The 17390-nt window shown below is 35.0% G+C and carries 19 protein-coding genes; all 19 read right to left on the minus strand.

Annotated features, from left to right (window positions below; translation table 11 throughout):
• Positions 1-8 precede the first annotated feature (8 nt).
• A complete protein-coding gene (locus EIY84_RS00955) occupies positions 9-1001 on the minus strand; it encodes an acyltransferase family protein (protein WP_124639573.1) in 993 nt (330 codons plus the stop codon).
• On the minus strand, positions 998-1918 hold the full coding sequence (locus tag EIY84_RS00960; protein ID WP_124639575.1) for a glycosyltransferase family 2 protein: 921 nt from the start codon (positions 1916-1918) through the stop codon (positions 998-1000). The genes EIY84_RS00955 and EIY84_RS00960 overlap by 4 nt, the downstream gene beginning before the upstream one ends.
• 58 nt (positions 1919-1976) lie before the next feature.
• Positions 1977-2588, minus strand: a complete 612-nt coding sequence (locus tag EIY84_RS00965; RefSeq protein ID WP_187478407.1) for a hypothetical protein — start codon at positions 2586-2588, stop codon at positions 1977-1979.
• Positions 2589-2780: 192 nt separating this feature from the next.
• On the minus strand, positions 2781-4568 hold the full coding sequence (gene asnB / locus EIY84_RS00970) for an asparagine synthase (glutamine-hydrolyzing) (protein ID WP_124639577.1): 1788 nt from the start codon (positions 4566-4568) through the stop codon (positions 2781-2783).
• Between the two features lie 4 nt (positions 4569-4572).
• A complete protein-coding gene (locus tag EIY84_RS00975) occupies positions 4573-5499 on the minus strand; it encodes a glycosyltransferase family 2 protein (protein ID WP_124639579.1) in 927 nt (308 codons plus the stop codon).
• Positions 5486-6391 carry a glycosyltransferase gene (locus tag EIY84_RS00980; RefSeq protein WP_124639581.1) on the minus strand — a complete coding sequence of 302 codons (906 nt, stop codon included), beginning with the start codon at positions 6389-6391 and terminating at the stop codon, positions 5486-5488. The genes EIY84_RS00975 and EIY84_RS00980 overlap by 14 nt, the downstream gene beginning before the upstream one ends.
• A 4-nt stretch (positions 6392-6395) precedes the next feature.
• A complete protein-coding gene (locus EIY84_RS00985; protein WP_124639583.1) occupies positions 6396-7175 on the minus strand; it encodes a hypothetical protein in 780 nt (259 codons plus the stop codon).
• Positions 7172-8032 (minus strand): glycosyltransferase family 2 protein, encoded by an 861-nt coding sequence (locus EIY84_RS00990; RefSeq protein ID WP_164471994.1) that lies wholly within the window; start codon positions 8030-8032, stop codon positions 7172-7174. Before EIY84_RS00990 ends, EIY84_RS00985 begins: the two co-directional genes overlap by 4 nt.
• A gap of 20 nt (positions 8033-8052) precedes the next feature.
• Entirely contained in the window at positions 8053-8946 is an 894-nt protein-coding gene (locus EIY84_RS00995; RefSeq protein ID WP_124639587.1) for a glycosyltransferase family 2 protein, read from the minus strand.
• A 13-nt stretch (positions 8947-8959) separates the two neighbouring features.
• The gene (locus EIY84_RS01000) at positions 8960-9418 is read right to left on the minus strand and encodes an acyltransferase (protein WP_124639589.1); all 459 of its coding nucleotides are present in this window, start codon (positions 9416-9418) and stop codon (positions 8960-8962) included.
• On the minus strand, positions 9411-9821 hold the full coding sequence (locus EIY84_RS01005) for a sugar 3,4-ketoisomerase (RefSeq protein WP_124639591.1): 411 nt from the start codon (positions 9819-9821) through the stop codon (positions 9411-9413). Before EIY84_RS01005 ends, EIY84_RS01000 begins: the two co-directional genes overlap by 8 nt.
• Positions 9808-10698, minus strand: a complete 891-nt coding sequence (locus EIY84_RS01010; RefSeq protein ID WP_164471995.1) for a glycosyltransferase family 61 protein — start codon at positions 10696-10698, stop codon at positions 9808-9810. Before EIY84_RS01010 ends, EIY84_RS01005 begins: the two co-directional genes overlap by 14 nt.
• Positions 10699-10982: 284 nt before the next feature.
• Positions 10983-12245: an ABC transporter ATP-binding protein gene (locus tag EIY84_RS01015; protein ID WP_124639595.1), complete on the minus strand. Its 1263-nt coding sequence runs from the start codon at positions 12243-12245 to the stop codon at positions 10983-10985.
• An 82-nt stretch (positions 12246-12327) separates the two neighbouring features.
• Complete coding sequence (locus EIY84_RS01020; protein ID WP_206428183.1) at positions 12328-12693, minus strand: four helix bundle protein; 366 nt, start codon at positions 12691-12693, stop codon at positions 12328-12330.
• Positions 12694-12754: 61 nt separating this feature from the next.
• The gene (locus EIY84_RS01025) at positions 12755-13603 is read right to left on the minus strand and encodes an ABC transporter permease (protein WP_124639597.1); all 849 of its coding nucleotides are present in this window, start codon (positions 13601-13603) and stop codon (positions 12755-12757) included.
• A 24-nt stretch (positions 13604-13627) separates the two neighbouring features.
• Positions 13628-14602: a glycosyltransferase family 39 protein gene (locus EIY84_RS01030; protein WP_124639599.1), complete on the minus strand. Its 975-nt coding sequence runs from the start codon at positions 14600-14602 to the stop codon at positions 13628-13630.
• Between the two features lie 12 nt (positions 14603-14614).
• Positions 14615-15475 carry a glucose-1-phosphate thymidylyltransferase RfbA gene (gene rfbA, locus EIY84_RS01035; protein WP_124639601.1) on the minus strand — a complete coding sequence of 287 codons (861 nt, stop codon included), beginning with the start codon at positions 15473-15475 and terminating at the stop codon, positions 14615-14617.
• Positions 15476-15540: 65 nt separating this feature from the next.
• Entirely contained in the window at positions 15541-15885 is a 345-nt protein-coding gene (locus EIY84_RS01040; protein ID WP_241154711.1) for a four helix bundle protein, read from the minus strand.
• A 191-nt stretch (positions 15886-16076) separates the two neighbouring features.
• Positions 16077-17159 (minus strand): dTDP-glucose 4,6-dehydratase, encoded by a 1083-nt coding sequence (gene rfbB, locus EIY84_RS01045; RefSeq protein ID WP_124639603.1) that lies wholly within the window; start codon positions 17157-17159, stop codon positions 16077-16079.
• Positions 17160-17390 lie beyond the last annotated feature (231 nt).

The raw sequence follows: 17390 nt of genomic DNA on the forward strand, positions 1-17390 counted from the left end.
TGCAATTTTTAGCAAATTTTTTCTTTTAGAAAATTAGTCATTTTCTTTTCAATAATTAAATATAAGAGAGATGAAGTAAGAATTACGACTCCAATTTGTAGGACAAATTCCAAAATATTTCCATTTTCACCAAGGTTAATGTGTCTAAATAGGATTTCTACGAAAGGATGAGAGAGATAAATGGAATATGAAATATCACCTAAATAAACTAAAAACGGATGAGGTGATGATTTGAAATTTTGATCTAATATTAGAAAAGATAGTACAAAAGAGGTAACTATCGGATAGTGCATCCAAGTTAGATTTTCCGGAATGAAATTTAACAAGAGCAATACAAATGATATTGTGCTAAGGGTTAAAAATGCAAGTGAGGTTTTTTTTGAAAATTCAATATATTTTAATAGCAATCCAAGCACGATTCCATTTACAAAATACAAATTAATGGGGTCTGAGATCATTTTAAAAAATGCAGTGCTGGGTTTGAATATCTGACCTAAAACAATTGCAGCCGTAAAAAACAGGATAATAAAATAATACCTCTTAGTCGTGAAAAAAAATGATAATGCAAAAATAAAATAGAAAAACATTTCGTAATTTAATGACCACCCCAAATACAAAATTGGAAATTCTTTTTGAGGTAAAAACAATAGAGAACGCCACAATCTATTTACTAAATCCCCTTGGAAATAGGCCAATAAAGATCCTCCAAAAAATATCCAAGCAAAAGTTAATAAGTAGTAAAGCGGCACGATTCTAATTACTCGTTTTATTAGAAAGTCAACAATCAAATGTATTTTAGAATGATTTAGATTTATATTTTTACTTGTGTAAACCATGATGAAGCCACTAATAACAAAGAAAATAGGAACACCTATGCTTCCTTTGTTAAATAAAAGATCTCCCCAATTAAAATCATTGGAATTTAAGTTGTTTTTAAAATGAAAACAACAGACTAAAAGAGCTGATATTCCTCGTAAAAATTGAATGTTTTTTAATTTCATAAATAAAGAAAACGGTATCTTGTTTTTAAAATTTCAGGGTTTTTCAAAAGATATTGAAAAAGCAATAAAAACTTATTAAGACCTTTTTTTTGTGTTAGCTCATAGGTTGCAGCGTGCAGTTGAATAGTTTTATGACATACTTTTTGAATTTTGTTTTTATCTGCCCACAGTTTTAAAGAAGACCAAAGCAGAAATTGTCTTTCCTTATATTGATCAGAATACAATTTTATCTTTGTAATTCTATTGTCATCGTGCACCCCTCGAATGGATACAGGCTCATTAATATTTCCTGTTTTTAGATGGGATTGATAAGCTAATTTTATAATAAAATCCGAATCTTGATGAACTCTTAAATCTTTATTAAAAGTCAATCCTCGTAGTGATGTTTTTTTTAAAGTTAGAGCAATTAAAGAAAAGAAAGATCCAAATGTGTTTTTTGAAACTCCTAAAAGTCCTTTGAAAACCTCTATTCCTTCTGCAGGATAGTTAACGGTGGTTATTTCGGAGTTAAACTTATTTTTATATTCTTCTTTACCTTTTTCGCTTAAAAAAGCTGTTCCTATTGCCCCGAATACGCCCTCTATTTTTGGGTCTTTGAAGAGTTCTCTTTCGGCATCAAAACGATTGGGTAGATAATAATCGTCGGCGTCTAAAAAAGCGATGTACTCTTGTGAGGCCATTTCTAATCCAAGGTTTCTGGTCGCCCCAGCTCCGTGATTTCCTTTGTCGGCATGTTGTATTAGTTTTATTCTAGAATCCATATCGACAAGCTTCTGGCAAACCTCTAAAGATTGGTCTGGTGAACCGTCTTCAATTAACAAAATTTCTTTTACTTCATCAAATTGTAAAGCAGATTCTACCGCTTTTTTCAGAAAGCGTTCGGCGTTATATACTGGGATAATGACAGAGATGTTCATGGTATTATTTTCGATCCTTCAAGGATTTTAAATCCTTGAAGGATTATTAAGATGGTATTTAATATTCAATTGTGAAGTCCTGAATTTCTTTGTAGTCCAAACTTTCTTTATGATAGAGGTGAAAGTCTTCTTCATTTGGAAAGATTTCATGAACAAAACTTCGTTTTAATTTCGATGGTTTATGAGAAAAAATACTTCCATAAGAACTCCAAGGATAATCGGATGCTGAATCTGAAAAGTTGTGTTTTACAGGGTTGTTATGTATGTAATGAATCATTTGTCTAAAATAAGCAATGTTGTCGATTTCTTTTCTTTCAAAATTCTTTTCAAACAAGCTACCCGTTCTCTTATATCGTTTGTTGATCGCCTTTGCATACGAGTTGAATAAATGTCCGAATTGAAGATGTACATCTATTCTTTTTGGTATTTCTACCGTGTTATAACTTAGTTTGTTCATATCAATATCATTTCGATTTTTGACGAATATTAAAAAATGAAAATGATTTCTAAGTAATACCCAAGCAATGGTGTCACAAACGGGTGAGATGTATTGGTCATAACGATTCAAGAAAAATAGAAAGTTGTCTTCTTCAAAGAAAATATCCTGACCGTTATTTCCACGGTTGTAGATATGATAGTATTTTCCGTAGTCAAGAAGTGTTTTTTCCATTTTTGTTGTTTTTGTTTTAAAGCAATCCTTCAAGGATTTAGAATCCTTGAAGGATTATTCATCAACGCTAAGTTATAAATTAACTTTGGAGTTTTAACAAGTCCAATTGCAATACTATTAATAACCTTTAGGATGTCTATTTCCAAACCTTCAAGGATTTCAAATCCTTGAAGGTTTATCTTAAAATTTAATTTACAAATTATTCTCCGCCCAAAGTGCCAGTTGCAAAAGATTCCAATGTTTTTTGTCTTTCTTCAGTAAAGATTGAGCATATTGAAAGTCTATGGTTGAAAAGACTTTGGCATTTTTATTTTTCAGCAACTCATCCGACAATTTGTTAAGACTTTCTGTTTTAAACCAGTTTTCAACCTCAGATCCAAAGCCTTGTTTGCCTCTATTTCTGATGGATTCAGTCCAATAACTTTGCATGGCTTCTCTCAAAATTATTTTATCATGTTCCGTATTTATTTTCAGATTATCGGGTAAGGCGATACAAAATTCGGCAAAGTCCACATCTAAGAAAGGAGTTCTCACTTCTAGCGAGTTGGCCATCGCCATTCTGTCGGATTTCACCAGCATATTTCCCGGAACATATTTTTCCAAATCGACCCTCATAATATCGTTGAGCGAGTTGGGATTGGGTGTGAAGCTGTAGGGTTGATGGTAGTTTTCTCCAATGCCAAGATTTATTCTTTCATCCGCATCAAAATAATTTCGCACATGGTTTTGGTGGAAATCTAAGATGTTTTTGTATTTCAGATTTTGTTGGGTAACAAAAGAAGTAGGTCGAATTTTTTGATAGAGCGAAAGTCCGAATTTTGTAATGATATTACCATAAGAAAAATGATTTTTCAGCTCATTTTCAACTCTGTAGAAGTTGTATCCGCCAAAAAGTTCGTCGCCAACATCGCCGGCTAGGACTACGGTAAGATGTTTTCTGGCTGCTTCGCAAATTTTATATTGCGGCGTATAGCTCATATCGGCAAAAGGTTCATCAAAAAAATTAGAAATTTTTAATAAATCATGGGCTATTTCACCACGGTTTTCTTTTATTTCTATATGTCGGGTGTTGAATTTTTCGGCAATTTCCTCGGCAAATTTTAGCTCAGAGTGTTCCCCAAAATATCCGTAAGAAATGGTCGTTTGTTTTGGCGTGAACTCATTTACCATCGCAACAATTGAGGACGAATCCAAACCTCCACTTAGGAAACTTCCTACTTCTACATCGGCAACCAATTGTTTTTTAATTGCGGTTTTTAGAAGAGCAACAAATTCCTCTTTTGCTTCAGAAAGTGAGATTACACTATCATTTTTTGGGATAGAATAATATCTTTTCACTTCAATTTTGCCATCTTTATACAAAAGTTGGTGTGCCGGAGGAAGCGGAATAATATTTTTATAAATACTTTGGTAGGTACTTACATAACCGTATTGCAGGTAATGAGAAAGCGCTTCTTTATTAATTTCGGGAACGATTAGTCCAGAAGCAAGAAGGGCTTTAATTTCGGAGCCAAAAATAAATTCTCCATTTTTTCCGATGGCGTAATAAAAAGGTTTTTCACCAAAACGATCTCTGGCACAGAAAAGTTCTTTTTTTTCTTCGTCCCAAAGGGCAAAAGCAAACATGCCGGGAAGTTCGTGGATCAGGTTTTTACCCAAAACTTTGTACATCGCCAAGACAACTTCGGTATCCGAACTGCCTATGTAAGTGTACGAATTGTATTTTTTTTTGAGATCTTGGTAGCCGTATATTTCACCGTTTAGGACAATGCATTCTTTTTTGTCTGAAGAAAACAGAGGTTGCTTTCCGTTTTCAGAAAGATCGATGATGGACAATCTACGATGGCCAAGTGCGGCACCATCATAAAACTCATGACAGGCAGCATCGGGACCTCTATGAGCGATGGCATCGGTCATTTTTTGGAGTTCTTCCGAATAATTTCGGGCATTTGGGGTGATAATTCCGGCTATTCCGCACATAGATCTATGGTTTTAAAAAGGTTAAACCTTTCTGTTGAATTTGTTTTTTTAGTTGGAAGAGTTGCTCTTTCTCCTGTGAAATTTTTTGAAATTTTGCAAAAGAAGATTTGAAATTCGTCCACTGTCCCAGGCTTATATTTTTAATCATACTTTGTATTAAAGCCGATTTTTCTTGTTTAAAACTATTTTCTAAAGCTGGGCTCATTATTTTAGTCTCAATGCTGAGGTCTTTGAAGAGTTGGTAATTAACCTTGTTGAGCATTTGCTTGCCGTCATGTACCACTTTGCTTTTTGTACAAAGTAGTATTTTCTTTTTATGAAAATGAACTCGGTTCACATATTCGTTATCTTCTCCGTAATGAAAAAAATAAGGGTTAAAGCCTCCAACCGTTTCAATGGTGGATTTTGGAAGCAACCAATGGGCGGCATTTACAAAAGATATTTCGTAAGACTCCTTGATGTTTTGACAGAATAAATCTGAAATTAATCTGGTTTTTTCAAAGTTTGTAGCGATGTATTTGTCCAAAAAAATGTCCAGATTGTTCTCGGTTCCGTCCAAATGCATGGGGCTTAGGATTCCGATTTCGTCTTTGTTGGGATATTCTTTATAAACATCAAGCATTTTTTGAATGGAATCTTCAAAAATCCAAGCATCTTGGTTCATCAGATAAAAGAAATCAGCACCGTTTTTATACGCTTTTTCAATGCCCAGGTTGTTGGCTTTTCCGAATCCTAAATTTTCAGAGGATTGGGTAAAATCAACTTCCGGGAAATGTGTTTGTATGTATTCTTGCGTCCCATCGGTAGAACCGTTGTCCACCACAATGACCTCCACAGGGACAGATGATTTTCTAAGACTGGAAAAACACCTTTCTGCCCATTTCATGGCATTGTAAGTAACGATAATGACGGAGATTTTAGAAAATTTCATCGAGTATTTTATAATAATATTTCATTTTTATTTTGGTGATCCACCGCTTGGCAAGAGGTAAATTTAAGATAAATTTTCGATAATCTTCTCTGCATTTTTCTGTATATAAATCTACTAAATTAGGGTCGAGTCTAAATGCTGTAACGCAGTCTTTGATAAGCGGGATTCTTTTTATTTTACTGTAGAACGAGGCTAAAGTTTCTGTCGTGTTTGTATTAATATCGGTATCGAAACCTATGTTTTGGTGGTCGTGTTTTCTGTATAAAGTGAGGGATTCATCAATCATCAAAAAAGCATGGTCTCTAATTGATTTCAGTAGAATTTCATAATCGTGAATGATGTTTTTATGAGGAGTTTGCAGGGGCAGGTATTTTTCTTTCGCCGTTTTTGTAATTGCCAAAGACATCCCCGGGAAAACATTCCTTTGGAAAAGTAGGTATTTCAAAAGTTCAGCATTGTCCCAATTTTTATTAAAACCCTCGATGTCCCAAAATGAGATGTTTTGCACTTCGTTGTTTGGGGTTAAAATCTCTATTCTGTGGGCAAAAACATTTTTATCCGGACGGCATTCGGCGATTTTCTTGATGCGTTCTATCTTGTTGTTTTTCCAAACATCATCTTGATCGCAGAGGAAAATTAAATCTCCCGAGCATAGAGAAATTGCTTTTTCAAAATTTTTGGTGTAGCCTAAATTTTTTTCATTTTTAAAAATTTTAAAAACAAGAGGGAATTTATTTTCAAACTCATCCAAAATCCGAATAGTACCATCGGTAGAGCCGTCATCGCACACCACAATTTCGTCCACAACAATACTTTGTGAAAGAATACTGTCCAATTGTTCGGCAAGATATTTTTCGCCATTATAAGTGCAAAGTGCGACGGAGGTGGTCATAAATTTAGAAAGGGAAAATATTTTTTATTTTTTGTACGACTCTTTTATGCAATGGCTTTTCAGAAATATCCACCAGATGTACCGATTTTTTGTGTTTGTAATTTTCAAAGTTTCGATAATAGGGTTTGAATTTTTCTGATTTTTTGGTGAAGATTACACAGTTTTGCCCTAAAGACATCATCTCGATCTGTTGCAAACATTGGGTTTCTAAATCGGATAAATTGTATTTGGTTTGTAAATTTTCTTCAATAAATTCGGAATTGATAAATTCATTGACGATATCTAATTTTTGATATATGGAAAAAATTCTTGAATCGAAACCGTATCCATATTGCCAAGCTCTTCCCCAGAAATTGGTTTCGGTATCTTCGATAATGTACACACCGCCTTCTTCCAAAATAGAGAAAAAGCGTATAAAGGTATTCCACTGATGTTGTGGGATATGCGAAGCATCGTCGATGATGAAATGATAGTGTTGAGAGTTTTGTTTTACAAATGCATCTAATTCTTCGGTTTTATCTTGGTTTACATTGTAAAATTTGTTCAATCTTTCATCTTTCGGATTGTCGATAATATCAATAGAATCAATTTTAGGATTTTTAAAATACGCTTCCCAAATTCCAATAGAGTATCCATTGTCATACCCAAGCTCGAGCATTTTTAGATTTTCAATATCTCGAAGAGGCTCTAAAAAATAAGGGTAAAATCTTTGATATCCGTGGTGAAGGGTCTTGTCTGATTTTTCATTGCAAGCTACAAAGTCATTGATGGCTTTAATTTTCATATTTTAGTTCTTAGGTTATAGTACAATTTTTTTAAATTCAGATATTTTGATAAAAAAATATCGTTCTTCAATTTCTTGAGTTCTATTTTTAAATCTAAATTCTCAAAAGATTTGGTTTTTATTTCGTGATAAGCTAATCGGTCATGGGTTTCATCACCATACAAAATCTTTATTTTTGGGAAGATAGCAATCTTTTGCAATACCAATTTTTTCAAATCTCCAGACATCGAATTATCATCTTCTTTCCTGTAGTTGGCCAATGCATTGTCAATGGTTTTGTAATTGGGTTTTTTATTAAAGATGTGCAACCACATCAGCCAATCTTCCATACTTTTAACATTCGTGTCAAATTTGAAATCCTGAAGGCAATTGCTCTTAAACAACCCACAATGTATGGGGATGCTTATTTCTTTGCCCCAAAAAAGAAGGATACTTTCAAAATTGAGAAATTCATTTTTTATGATGGAATATCCTGGGAACTTTGCTTTACCTTTTTGTATGTTGAATTGAGAAATGATTAGATCATGGTTTTCAAAATATTTTGTACTTTCTTGGAACTTTTCTTTTTCTAAAGTATCGTCACAATCCAAAAATTGTATCCAATCGCCTTTTGCATTTTCTAACCCGGCATTTCGTGCTGAAGAAAGCCCACCATTTTCTTTGTTTAAATATAGAAAACGATCGTCTTTATCCGTCCATTGCAAAGCAATATCCTCGGTATTGTCAGGGCTGCCATCATTCACAATGATGCATTCCCAATTGGGATAGGTTTGGTCCAGAACTGATTGCAGACATTCGTCCAAGTACTGGGCTTGGTTGTAGCAAGGAACGATGACGGATATTAATGGTGTAGTCAAGATTTTTAAATTTAATATCGTTATAAAATTAATTTATAAATAAAAGATGGTATTCTGTATTTCAATGCTAAATATAATCTTTTACTTTTATACGGATAGTTAAGAAAAGCATTTCTAATTTCGGAACTTAATTTATTTTCAATATATTCTTTATAAATTTTTGTATTAATATATTTTTGATAGACTCCCTCTTTATCAAACATCATTCGTAGGAGAAAATCTTCTGTTGCAATTCTTTCTGCTTTTGTTTTGCTGATGTTGGTATCGTGTTGTCTGTAGAAGGCTAATTTTTCTGGGATATAAGCAATGTAATATTTTTCACTTATTTTCAACCAACGATAATAGTCTTCAACTATAAATTTAGAGTCGTATTTTCCGGTTTCTTTTACCACATCGGTTCGCATTAAAACGGTTAATGCTGCGATTTTATTCCCATCTATTAATTTAGCTCTAAATTCTAATGGAGAAATACTACCTAAACTGTTATAATCTGCAATTTCTGCAATGATATTTGAATGGTCATTAATGGCAAAAGTATCGGTGAAAACCATCCCATAATTTTCTCCCAAACTTTCTAATTTTTCCACGCATTTTTCTATCGCTTCCGGGTGTAAAAAGTCATCTGCAGCAATGAGTTTTATGTATTTTCCGTTGGCCTTTTCTATACACTCATTCAGCATGGTTGCCAAACCGGTGTTTTTTGTATGATAATTTTTATAGGTCGTAGGGTAATTGTTTTCCTTTAACCAATTTTCAAATACCTCCACAGAGTTGTCTGGTGAGGCGTCATCACCTACGATTAATTCTATATTGGGATAGGTCTGGTTTTTTATACTATCTAGATTTTCACGGATGTATTTTCCTTGGTTGTAGGAGATAACGACGATGGTGACGAGAGGTTTATTTTGTATCATTACTCTTAGGTAATTACTTTTTCTTCAAATATTTTGCAGGATTCCCAACCCAAATTTCATTAGCAGGAACATCTTTGGTGACCACAGTTCCGGCGCCAATTAAAGCATTTTCACCAATGGTAATCCCTGCCAAAATGGTTGCATTGGCTCCTATGGAAGCTCCTTTTTTGATGAGCGTCTCCTTTAATTCAAAATCAACATTTTTCGATTTTGGGAATAGATCGTTGGTAAAGGTAACATTAGGCCCCACAAAAACATTGTCCTCCAGAGTAATTCCGTCCCAAATTTGCACACCGGGTTTTACGGTTACATTGTCGCCAATTATTGCTTTGTTTTCTATTAAAACTTGGCAATTAATATTGCAATTTTTTCCGATTTTAGCATTTTTTAAAACCACGCAAAATTGCCAAATCATAGTGCCATCACCAATATTTTCGGACTGTACATCAGCCAAAGGATGAATTTTAACCATTAGTATATTCTTTAAATTCTGTGAAATTTCTAAAATAATCGTCTTCCGTATAATGTTCGGATGCCAAACACAACAATACCGCCGAGTGGGTAAAGTGGATGTCTCTCCAGATGAGTTTTGGGATGTACAATCCCTTGGAAGGATGGTCCAAAACAAAGGCTTCTCGGTTGCCGTCTTTGTCTTCGGTATTGAAGGTAATCGTTCCTGAAACCGCAAAAATAACTTGTTCCAAATTTTTATGAGCATGCCCACCTCTCACCACATCTTGTGGCGTATAATAAGTCCAATAGACTCTTTTGATCTCAAACGGAATGTTTTGCTGTGCTTCCGCAATGGTTATGTAGCCAAGGTCGGAAGAACCTATCTTGTCTAATGTTATAAGGTGGGGGTTAGTATTTTTCATAGTTTGTGTGTAGTTTAGAGAATATTTTTTTAAAATGCATAAAGTCTATTTCAAAATTACTTTGGGTGTGTTTTTCATCATTATCATATAATTGAGAGATTAACTCTACATCAAATATTTGCGCTAAATTAGAAAAAGCAGCAAATTCTTTTGCGTTTTTGGGTAGAAAACAAATGGCTTTGGGCTGGTTTCTACAAAAAATTAGATTAGCCCATGCAGCTCCCGAAATACCAATAATACTTTTTGCGTGGTAAAAATAACTTATTTGTTTTTCTAAGTCCAATTCCTCCAGGCAGATTGCCTTGTAATTATACTGAGAAAGAAAATCTACGATTAGGTCTTGGTTTTTTGCAATACGATGAGTGTTTTTTCGATATAAAAAAATATTTTCTGCCGTTTTGGGTTCTAATTTAATAGATTGCAATATTTTATCTGAAAATTTTTGAGTTAACTCTGCATTAAAGTAGGTGCCGTCGGATTTTATTTCATCATCAAAACGATTGAATTGTACATGGTTGAAGTCATTGATATACCACAGTTTATTCACTTCATAAAGTTGATTTTTGTTAAGGTAAATTAAGTTTGCATTATCATTTATTAAATTTAAAATTTTCTGCATACTCGGATATTTTATAACCGTTTCGCTTACCAAAATAGTGGTTTCTAATTGGGTATCAAATAATAAAAGTTTTGGAGCAATTTCCACTAAAAAATGATACCAATTCCAACTTCCATTACCTCCTAAAAAAAAACCGGAATTTATTTTTTCAGTCGGGCTGATTTTTATTTTAGCATTTGTCGTATCGTGCCATTGTACAAAACCTTCATTATATCTCTCGTCATTATATCGGCATACTCGTAATTTTTTTAGATACATAATTGCTGTGCTGTCTGCATCTACAATTGCATTTTTGAATTGAAACAATGCTGTTTCTGGACTTTTTACGACTATTGATTTAGGTGGGTTGTTTGTATCGAATCTTGGTAGCCAACTGGTAAATCGAGATGCAGAGAAATAGGTTTTTATCCTCTCTTTTTCGCAATTTTTGAGATCCTCTATTTTTACAATTTGATGGGTAGCATGATATTTTTTGTTAAAAATGAATTTAACAAAAGGATTAGAAATGTTTTCGTTGTTTTTTATATAGTGTACAATTTTTCTTATAATTGCTTCCATTCAAAATTTGTTTTTACAAACCCGGGTTCTATCCCCATCCATTCTCCAAAGTCTTTACTTCTTTCTTTAATTCTAAAGGTAAGTAGGTCTTCTTCATACAATACTGCTTCATGAGTATTTTTTATAATGTAGAGTGAAATAACATATTCTCCCACATTAAAAAAATCTTTTGGAATATCGCAAATTATTTGGTTGTTTCCTCCTTTTAATTGGGTATTGTATGCATTATTCATGGTAAACAACACATCATTATTAAAGTTTTTTACGACATACGAAAGATGATATTTGTTTTCAGAATCATAAATGTTTATATCGGTAAGTAGGTTGAATTTTTCGTTTTCTTCAAAATCTTTTTCTTGGGCTTTAAATTTTTCATCAACCAACTCTACTTTATTAAGCTGGAATAATTTATTATTAAAATCCCTATTTTCACCGAGGATTACAGTATTTCCAAAGGATTGTTTGTCTCCATTGTACTCGCTTAGAGCTCTTTCTATTGCCCCGGTATATAATATTTTACCATTAGACATGACGATTCCTGTTTTGCAAAGTGATTTCACCGCCGTCATATTATGGCTCACAAACAAAACCGTTCTCCCTTCGCCTTTGGATACATCACCCATTTTACCCAAACATTTTTTCTGGAACTCGGCATCGCCAACGGCTAAAACTTCATCTACAATCAGGATTTCGGATTCCAAATGGGCGGCAACGGCAAACGCCAATCGCACATACATTCCGCTGGAATATCTTTTTACCGGCGTATCGATGTATCGTTCTACTCCAGAGAAATCGACAATCTCATCAAATTTTCTTGCAATTTCTTTTCGGGTCATCCCAAGGATAGCACCGTTAAGGAAAACATTTTCCCTGCCCGTCATTTCGGGGTGGAAACCTGTACCTACTTCCAATAAAGAGGCAATTCTACCTTGGGTATAGATTTTTCCGGTGGTGGGTTTGGTTACTTTACTTAGTAATTTCAAGAGAGTCGATTTTCCAGCACCGTTTCTCCCGATAATGCCCACGGCATCGCCTTGTTCTATTTCGAAATTGATGTCTCGAAGAGACCATACATATTCAGAATTTCCTTTGGATGTTCTGTCGTTGGCTTCGCCAATTTTCAGATACGGATCTTCTTTACCGCGGATTTGAGCCCAAAAACGGTTCAGATCATGGGAAATGGTCCCGGTTCCGACTTGTCCCAGTCGGTATTGTTTGGATATATTTTCAGCTTTTAGTGCGAGCATTTGTGTGAGGTTTAGGTTTAGACTAAGGCTAAGGCTAAGATTAAGGCTAAGGCTTAGGCTAAGGTTAAGGCTTAGGCTAAGATTAAGGCTTAGAGTCTAAAGTTTTTATTATTTTATTGATATGATGGATGCAATCGTCTATTTTAGTACAAATATTTTGGATATCGGTTGAGTTAAAGTATTTAGTCTGTTGTCCATAGATAAGATGACTTTTTGTTTCGTAAGCAGAACCTTTTGCAAAGTAATAAAAGTTGATTTTGTCTTTGGTGTGAAATCTGCCAAACGCTTCAGCAATATTTGCAGAAACACTCTCAGCCGATCTGCGGATTTGAGATTTCAAGGCATAATCTTCGGATTTAGGAAGAGGGCAGCTAAGATGAAAGACTTCAACCGCAATTTCCATTGCTGTAATCCAAACCGGCATCTCTGTAAAATCTTTATACATCATCTAAATCTTTTGCTTAATCTAAATCTAAACCTTAGCCTAAACCTTAATCTTAACCTCAACCTTAAACCGTGTCCATAAAAGATTTTTCTACTTTGTTAAAGATAAGAGTTCCTATGGCAAGTAGGATTAAAATGATCCCTGTACTTACGGCCAAAATCATGGGCGAGAAGTCGCCAGAACCCAGCCAACCGTATTTGAAACATTCAAAAATTCCGGTAAGTGGATTGTAAATAGCAATTTTTTTGAAAATCCCACTCAATGCAGAAAGGGGATAGATTACCGGCGTGGCGTACATCAACAAACTTACCCCAAAGCTGAGAAGCATTTGCAAATCTCTGTATTTGGTGGTCAGTGCCGAGAAAATCATTCCCATACCCAGGGCAAAAATGGCCATTAGGAAAATGAGAAATGGGGTAGCCAAAATCCAAATGTTGGGCTGTATTTCGCCTTCAGAAAAATAATAGATCCAAGCGATCAGAAAGAGCGCAAACTGCACCCCGAATTTCATCAAATTGGAGATGACAATGGTAATGGGCATCACCAATCTGGGGAAATAGACTTTCCCGAAAATATTGGCATTGGCGGTGAATACATTGGAAGTGCCCAACAAGCAGCTGGAGAAATAATTCCAAAGTGTTACACCTACCAAGTAAAATAAAATTTTAGGCACACCGTCTGTTGATAGTCCGGCAATTTTACCGAAAACAACCAAATAAACGATGGTGGTAAGGATGGGATTGATGAAGAACCAGAGCGGCCCCAAGATGGTTTGTTTGAAACCCGAGACAAAATCCCTTTTAACAAACATATAGACCAAGTCTTTGTAACGCCAGACTTCTTTTAGTTTTAGGTCAAATAAAGAATGCTGACTTGCGATCACTTCAGTCCATTCTTGTTTCTTTTCTGTCATTCAAATGTTTTTTACAAATATATATTAAATCTTTATTTTTTCAAGGTCAATCTTCGATAATACCAAAGTGGATAAGAATATTGGGACATACAATCGTACTTCATACAATATTCCGGTTAATAGGCACATCGCCAAATAAGGGATGGCGAAAAATAGAAAACTCCAAATGAGTTTTTTCTGAATTTTGCTTTCGCAAATGATCAGGGTAAAATGGAGTAAAAGCCCCATAAATATTAAACCAAGTAGGTTTTTGGCTTGGGTGAAATTCTCATAAATTAACAATCCATCGTTGGTGTCAAAACTTCCTCTGGAAAGTCGTAATCCTAAATAAATGGCTATGAATACCAAGACGAAAATACCCGTTGGAACTATGGATTTTTTAGAAATTCCAAATTGATGGTACAGCAAAACTGCTCCAAAAGAAATCGATAATGCCGACGACTCTCTGTTGATGGTTGAAAGCGCCAAAGTTAGACCAAGTAAAAGGAGGGTCGAAGTTTTATTTTCTTTCAGATATTTCAAAAACAGATATATGAATAAGGCAAGAAAGAAATAACTGCTGCAATCGTAGGGGACAATGACGAATTGTGTGACTGCCATTATCAAAATAGCAACAGTAGGTAGGTATATCTTCTCGGATTTTGAAGCGTTAAAAAGTTTACTTTTTGTTATTCTGTAAATGAATAAGGAACAGAGCGCAAGAAATATCGTGTTCAGCAGATACAATGCCAAGTACATCCTTGGCTCGGAATTTTCTTCAATAAACTTGAATTTGAATATCGAGTAATCCAAGTTGAATTCTCCCAAAAATTGATAAATTCCCATCAATAAATAGCCACTTAATATGCGGTACTGATAAATTCCCGAATGAAATTGTTCGATAAATTGATGATGGTTCAAGATCGTGGTCGAATAAGTGTTGGCAAACCCAAAATACACAAAACTATTGACGGTAATCGCCAATAGCATAAAGTAAATGATATGTGAAATGCCTTTCATGTTTGGAATTTCCTAGCCAATCAATTTTTTCAAATAATCGCCATAGCCGCTTTTTCCGTATTTTTCGGCTGCAGCTAGCAGTTGTTCTTTATTGATGAAACCTTTGGAGTAGGCAATCTCCTCGATGCAGGATATCTTGAATCCTTGTCTTTTCTCTAAAACTTTTACAAATTCTGATGCTTCGTGCAAAGAGTCGAAAGTCCCGGTGTCCAACCAAGCGGTACCTCGGCTCATCACACCCACTTCCAATGTTCCTTTTTCCAAATATATTTTGTTGATGTCGGTAATTTCCAGCTCACCTCTTGCCGATGGTTTTAGGTTTTTGGCATATTCAACCACAGAATTGTCATAAAAATACAATCCCGGAACGGCATAGTTGGACTTGGGTTCTGTAGGTTTTTCTTCTATTGAAATGGCTTTGTTGTCCTTGTCAAATTCGACCACGCCGTATCGCTCCGGATCAGAAACCGAGTAGGCAAATACGCAACCTCCTTTTACATTGGTCTTGCTCTCTAAAAGTTCTGGCAAACCTGTTCCGTAGAAAATATTGTCGCCCAAAACCAAGGCTACAGAATCGTCGCCGATAAATTCTTCACCCAGAACAAAAGCTTGAGCCAAACCGTCTGGAGAAGGTTGTATTTTATATTCAAAACGGCAACCGATTTGCGATCCATCGCCCAACAATTTTTGAAAAGCCTCCTGATCATGAGGTGTGGTGATGATTAAGATCTCTCTAATCCCCGCCAATAATAAGATGGAAAGTGGGTAGTAGATCATCGGTTTGTCGTACACCGGCATCAGTTGTTTGCTCACGGCAATCGTTAGTGGATAAAGTCGGGTTCCGGATCCTCCGGCAAGTATAATTCCTTTCATTTTAAGTAATTGGTTTTTTGAGGGGTTGAGTTGTAAAGTCGTGAAGTTGTGAAGGTGTAAAGTTGTTAAGTAGTTAAATTATCGTTGTTTTTTAGTTTATTATAAAAGGAATTAAGTTTGTTTGTGATGCTTTCAATTTTTTTCCTTAGCTCTATGTATTTTTCAGTTTCAATCCAAGTCAATTCATGTGAAATAATTAAAAAATTTAATACCTCTATACTTGAAGAGTACGCTTGGTTGATAAATCTTGCTTTATCAGCATTGGTTTTTCTTGAAATCCCTTCTGCAATATTTGCGGAGATACTGAATGTTACTCTTCTGATTTGATTCGTAATTCCGTATTGTTCAATTTTAGGAAATCGTCCGATACTTTGAAAATTATTATTCCTAAATCTTTTGCTTCTTTCCAAACTTCCAATCTTTCAAAATAATAAATTTTCATTTTTATTTATTTTTGTTGATTCGTTAATTCGTTGATTTGTAAATTTGTAAAGTTTTGAAGCTGTTAGTAGGTTTCGAAAAGCCTTTTCCAATTTTCTAATTAACCTTTTTTAAACACCTTTACCAATTAACATCTTCACATCTTCACAACTTTACATCTTCACACTTTATACTGCGAATTATAATACGACATATAATCTCCACTTGTTACGCTTTCCAGCCATTCTTTGTTTTCAAGGAACCAATCTATGGTTTTGGATAGACCTTCCTCAAAAGTGACTGAGGGTTTCCAACCCAAATCGTTATGGAGTTTTGTGGCATCTATGGCATATCTCTTGTCGTGTCCAGGTCTGTCTTTTACAAAGGTGATCAGTTTTTCAGAATAACCTGCGGGTTTGCCTGTTTTCTCGTCCACTTGTCTGATGAGCTCTTTTACCAGATCGATGTTTTGCCATTCATTCCAACCACCGATGTTGTAAGTCTCACCCGTTTTTGCTTCGTGGAAAATCTGGAAAATAGCCTTAGCGTGATCAATCACAAAAAGCCAATCTCTGGTGTATTTTCCATCGCCATAGATAGGAAGTGGTTTTTCATTCAAAATATTGTGTACACAAAGCGGAATTAATTTTTCCGGGAAATGATTGGGTCCGTAATTGTTCGAGCAATTCGATACGATGAAGGGCATTCCGTAAGTGTTGCCGTACGCTCTCACCAAATGATCGGATGCGGCTTTGCTGGCAGAATACGGAGATTTCGGGTCGTAAGAAGTTTCTTCTGTGAAAAATCCCGTTTCGCCCAAAGCGCCATAAACTTCATCCGTAGAAACATGGTAGAAAAGATTCTTTCTGGTTTCATCCGGGAAATTCCCGTGTTGATGATCCGGATTCAGAGTCCAAAATTCTTTACAAAGATTCAGCAAGTTGGCGGTTCCGTTCACATTGGTGTTGATGAAGGCATTCGGGTCGGTGATGCTTCTGTCCACATGAGATTCGGCAGCCAAATGAACAACGGCATCCGGTTGGTGTTTTTCAAAAACCTTTCTCAGTTCCTCAGGTTGGGTGATGTCGGCTTTTTCGAAAATATAATTCGGTGAGTTTTCAATATCCTTCAGGTTCTCCAGGTTTCCGGCATAGGTGAGAGCATCCAGGTTGATGATGTTGGTATTTGGAAGGTTTTTCACAAATTCTCTAACCACATGCGACCCAATAAAACCGGCACCTCCGGTGATGATGATGTTTTTCATTCTTTTAACGATAGTGTTTTTAACAATCTACAAAAATAGCATTCCAAAAGTAAATATAAATGATTTATCTTCTTTTTCTTGTGAAAGGCAGAAATTTTTTATTTAAAACCTCGTGAAAGTTTGTTTTTTGGGTCAATTTTTTGTCTTAAAGTCTGAATAATATTTCAAATTGGTGCTTAAATATTTTTTAGAAATTCGGTGTTTTTTAAATAATTACAAATTGTACTGTAG

It is taken from the genome of Amniculibacterium aquaticum (assembly GCF_003852705.1).
Taxonomy (GTDB): Bacteria; Bacteroidota; Bacteroidia; order Flavobacteriales; family Weeksellaceae; genus Amniculibacterium; species Amniculibacterium aquaticum.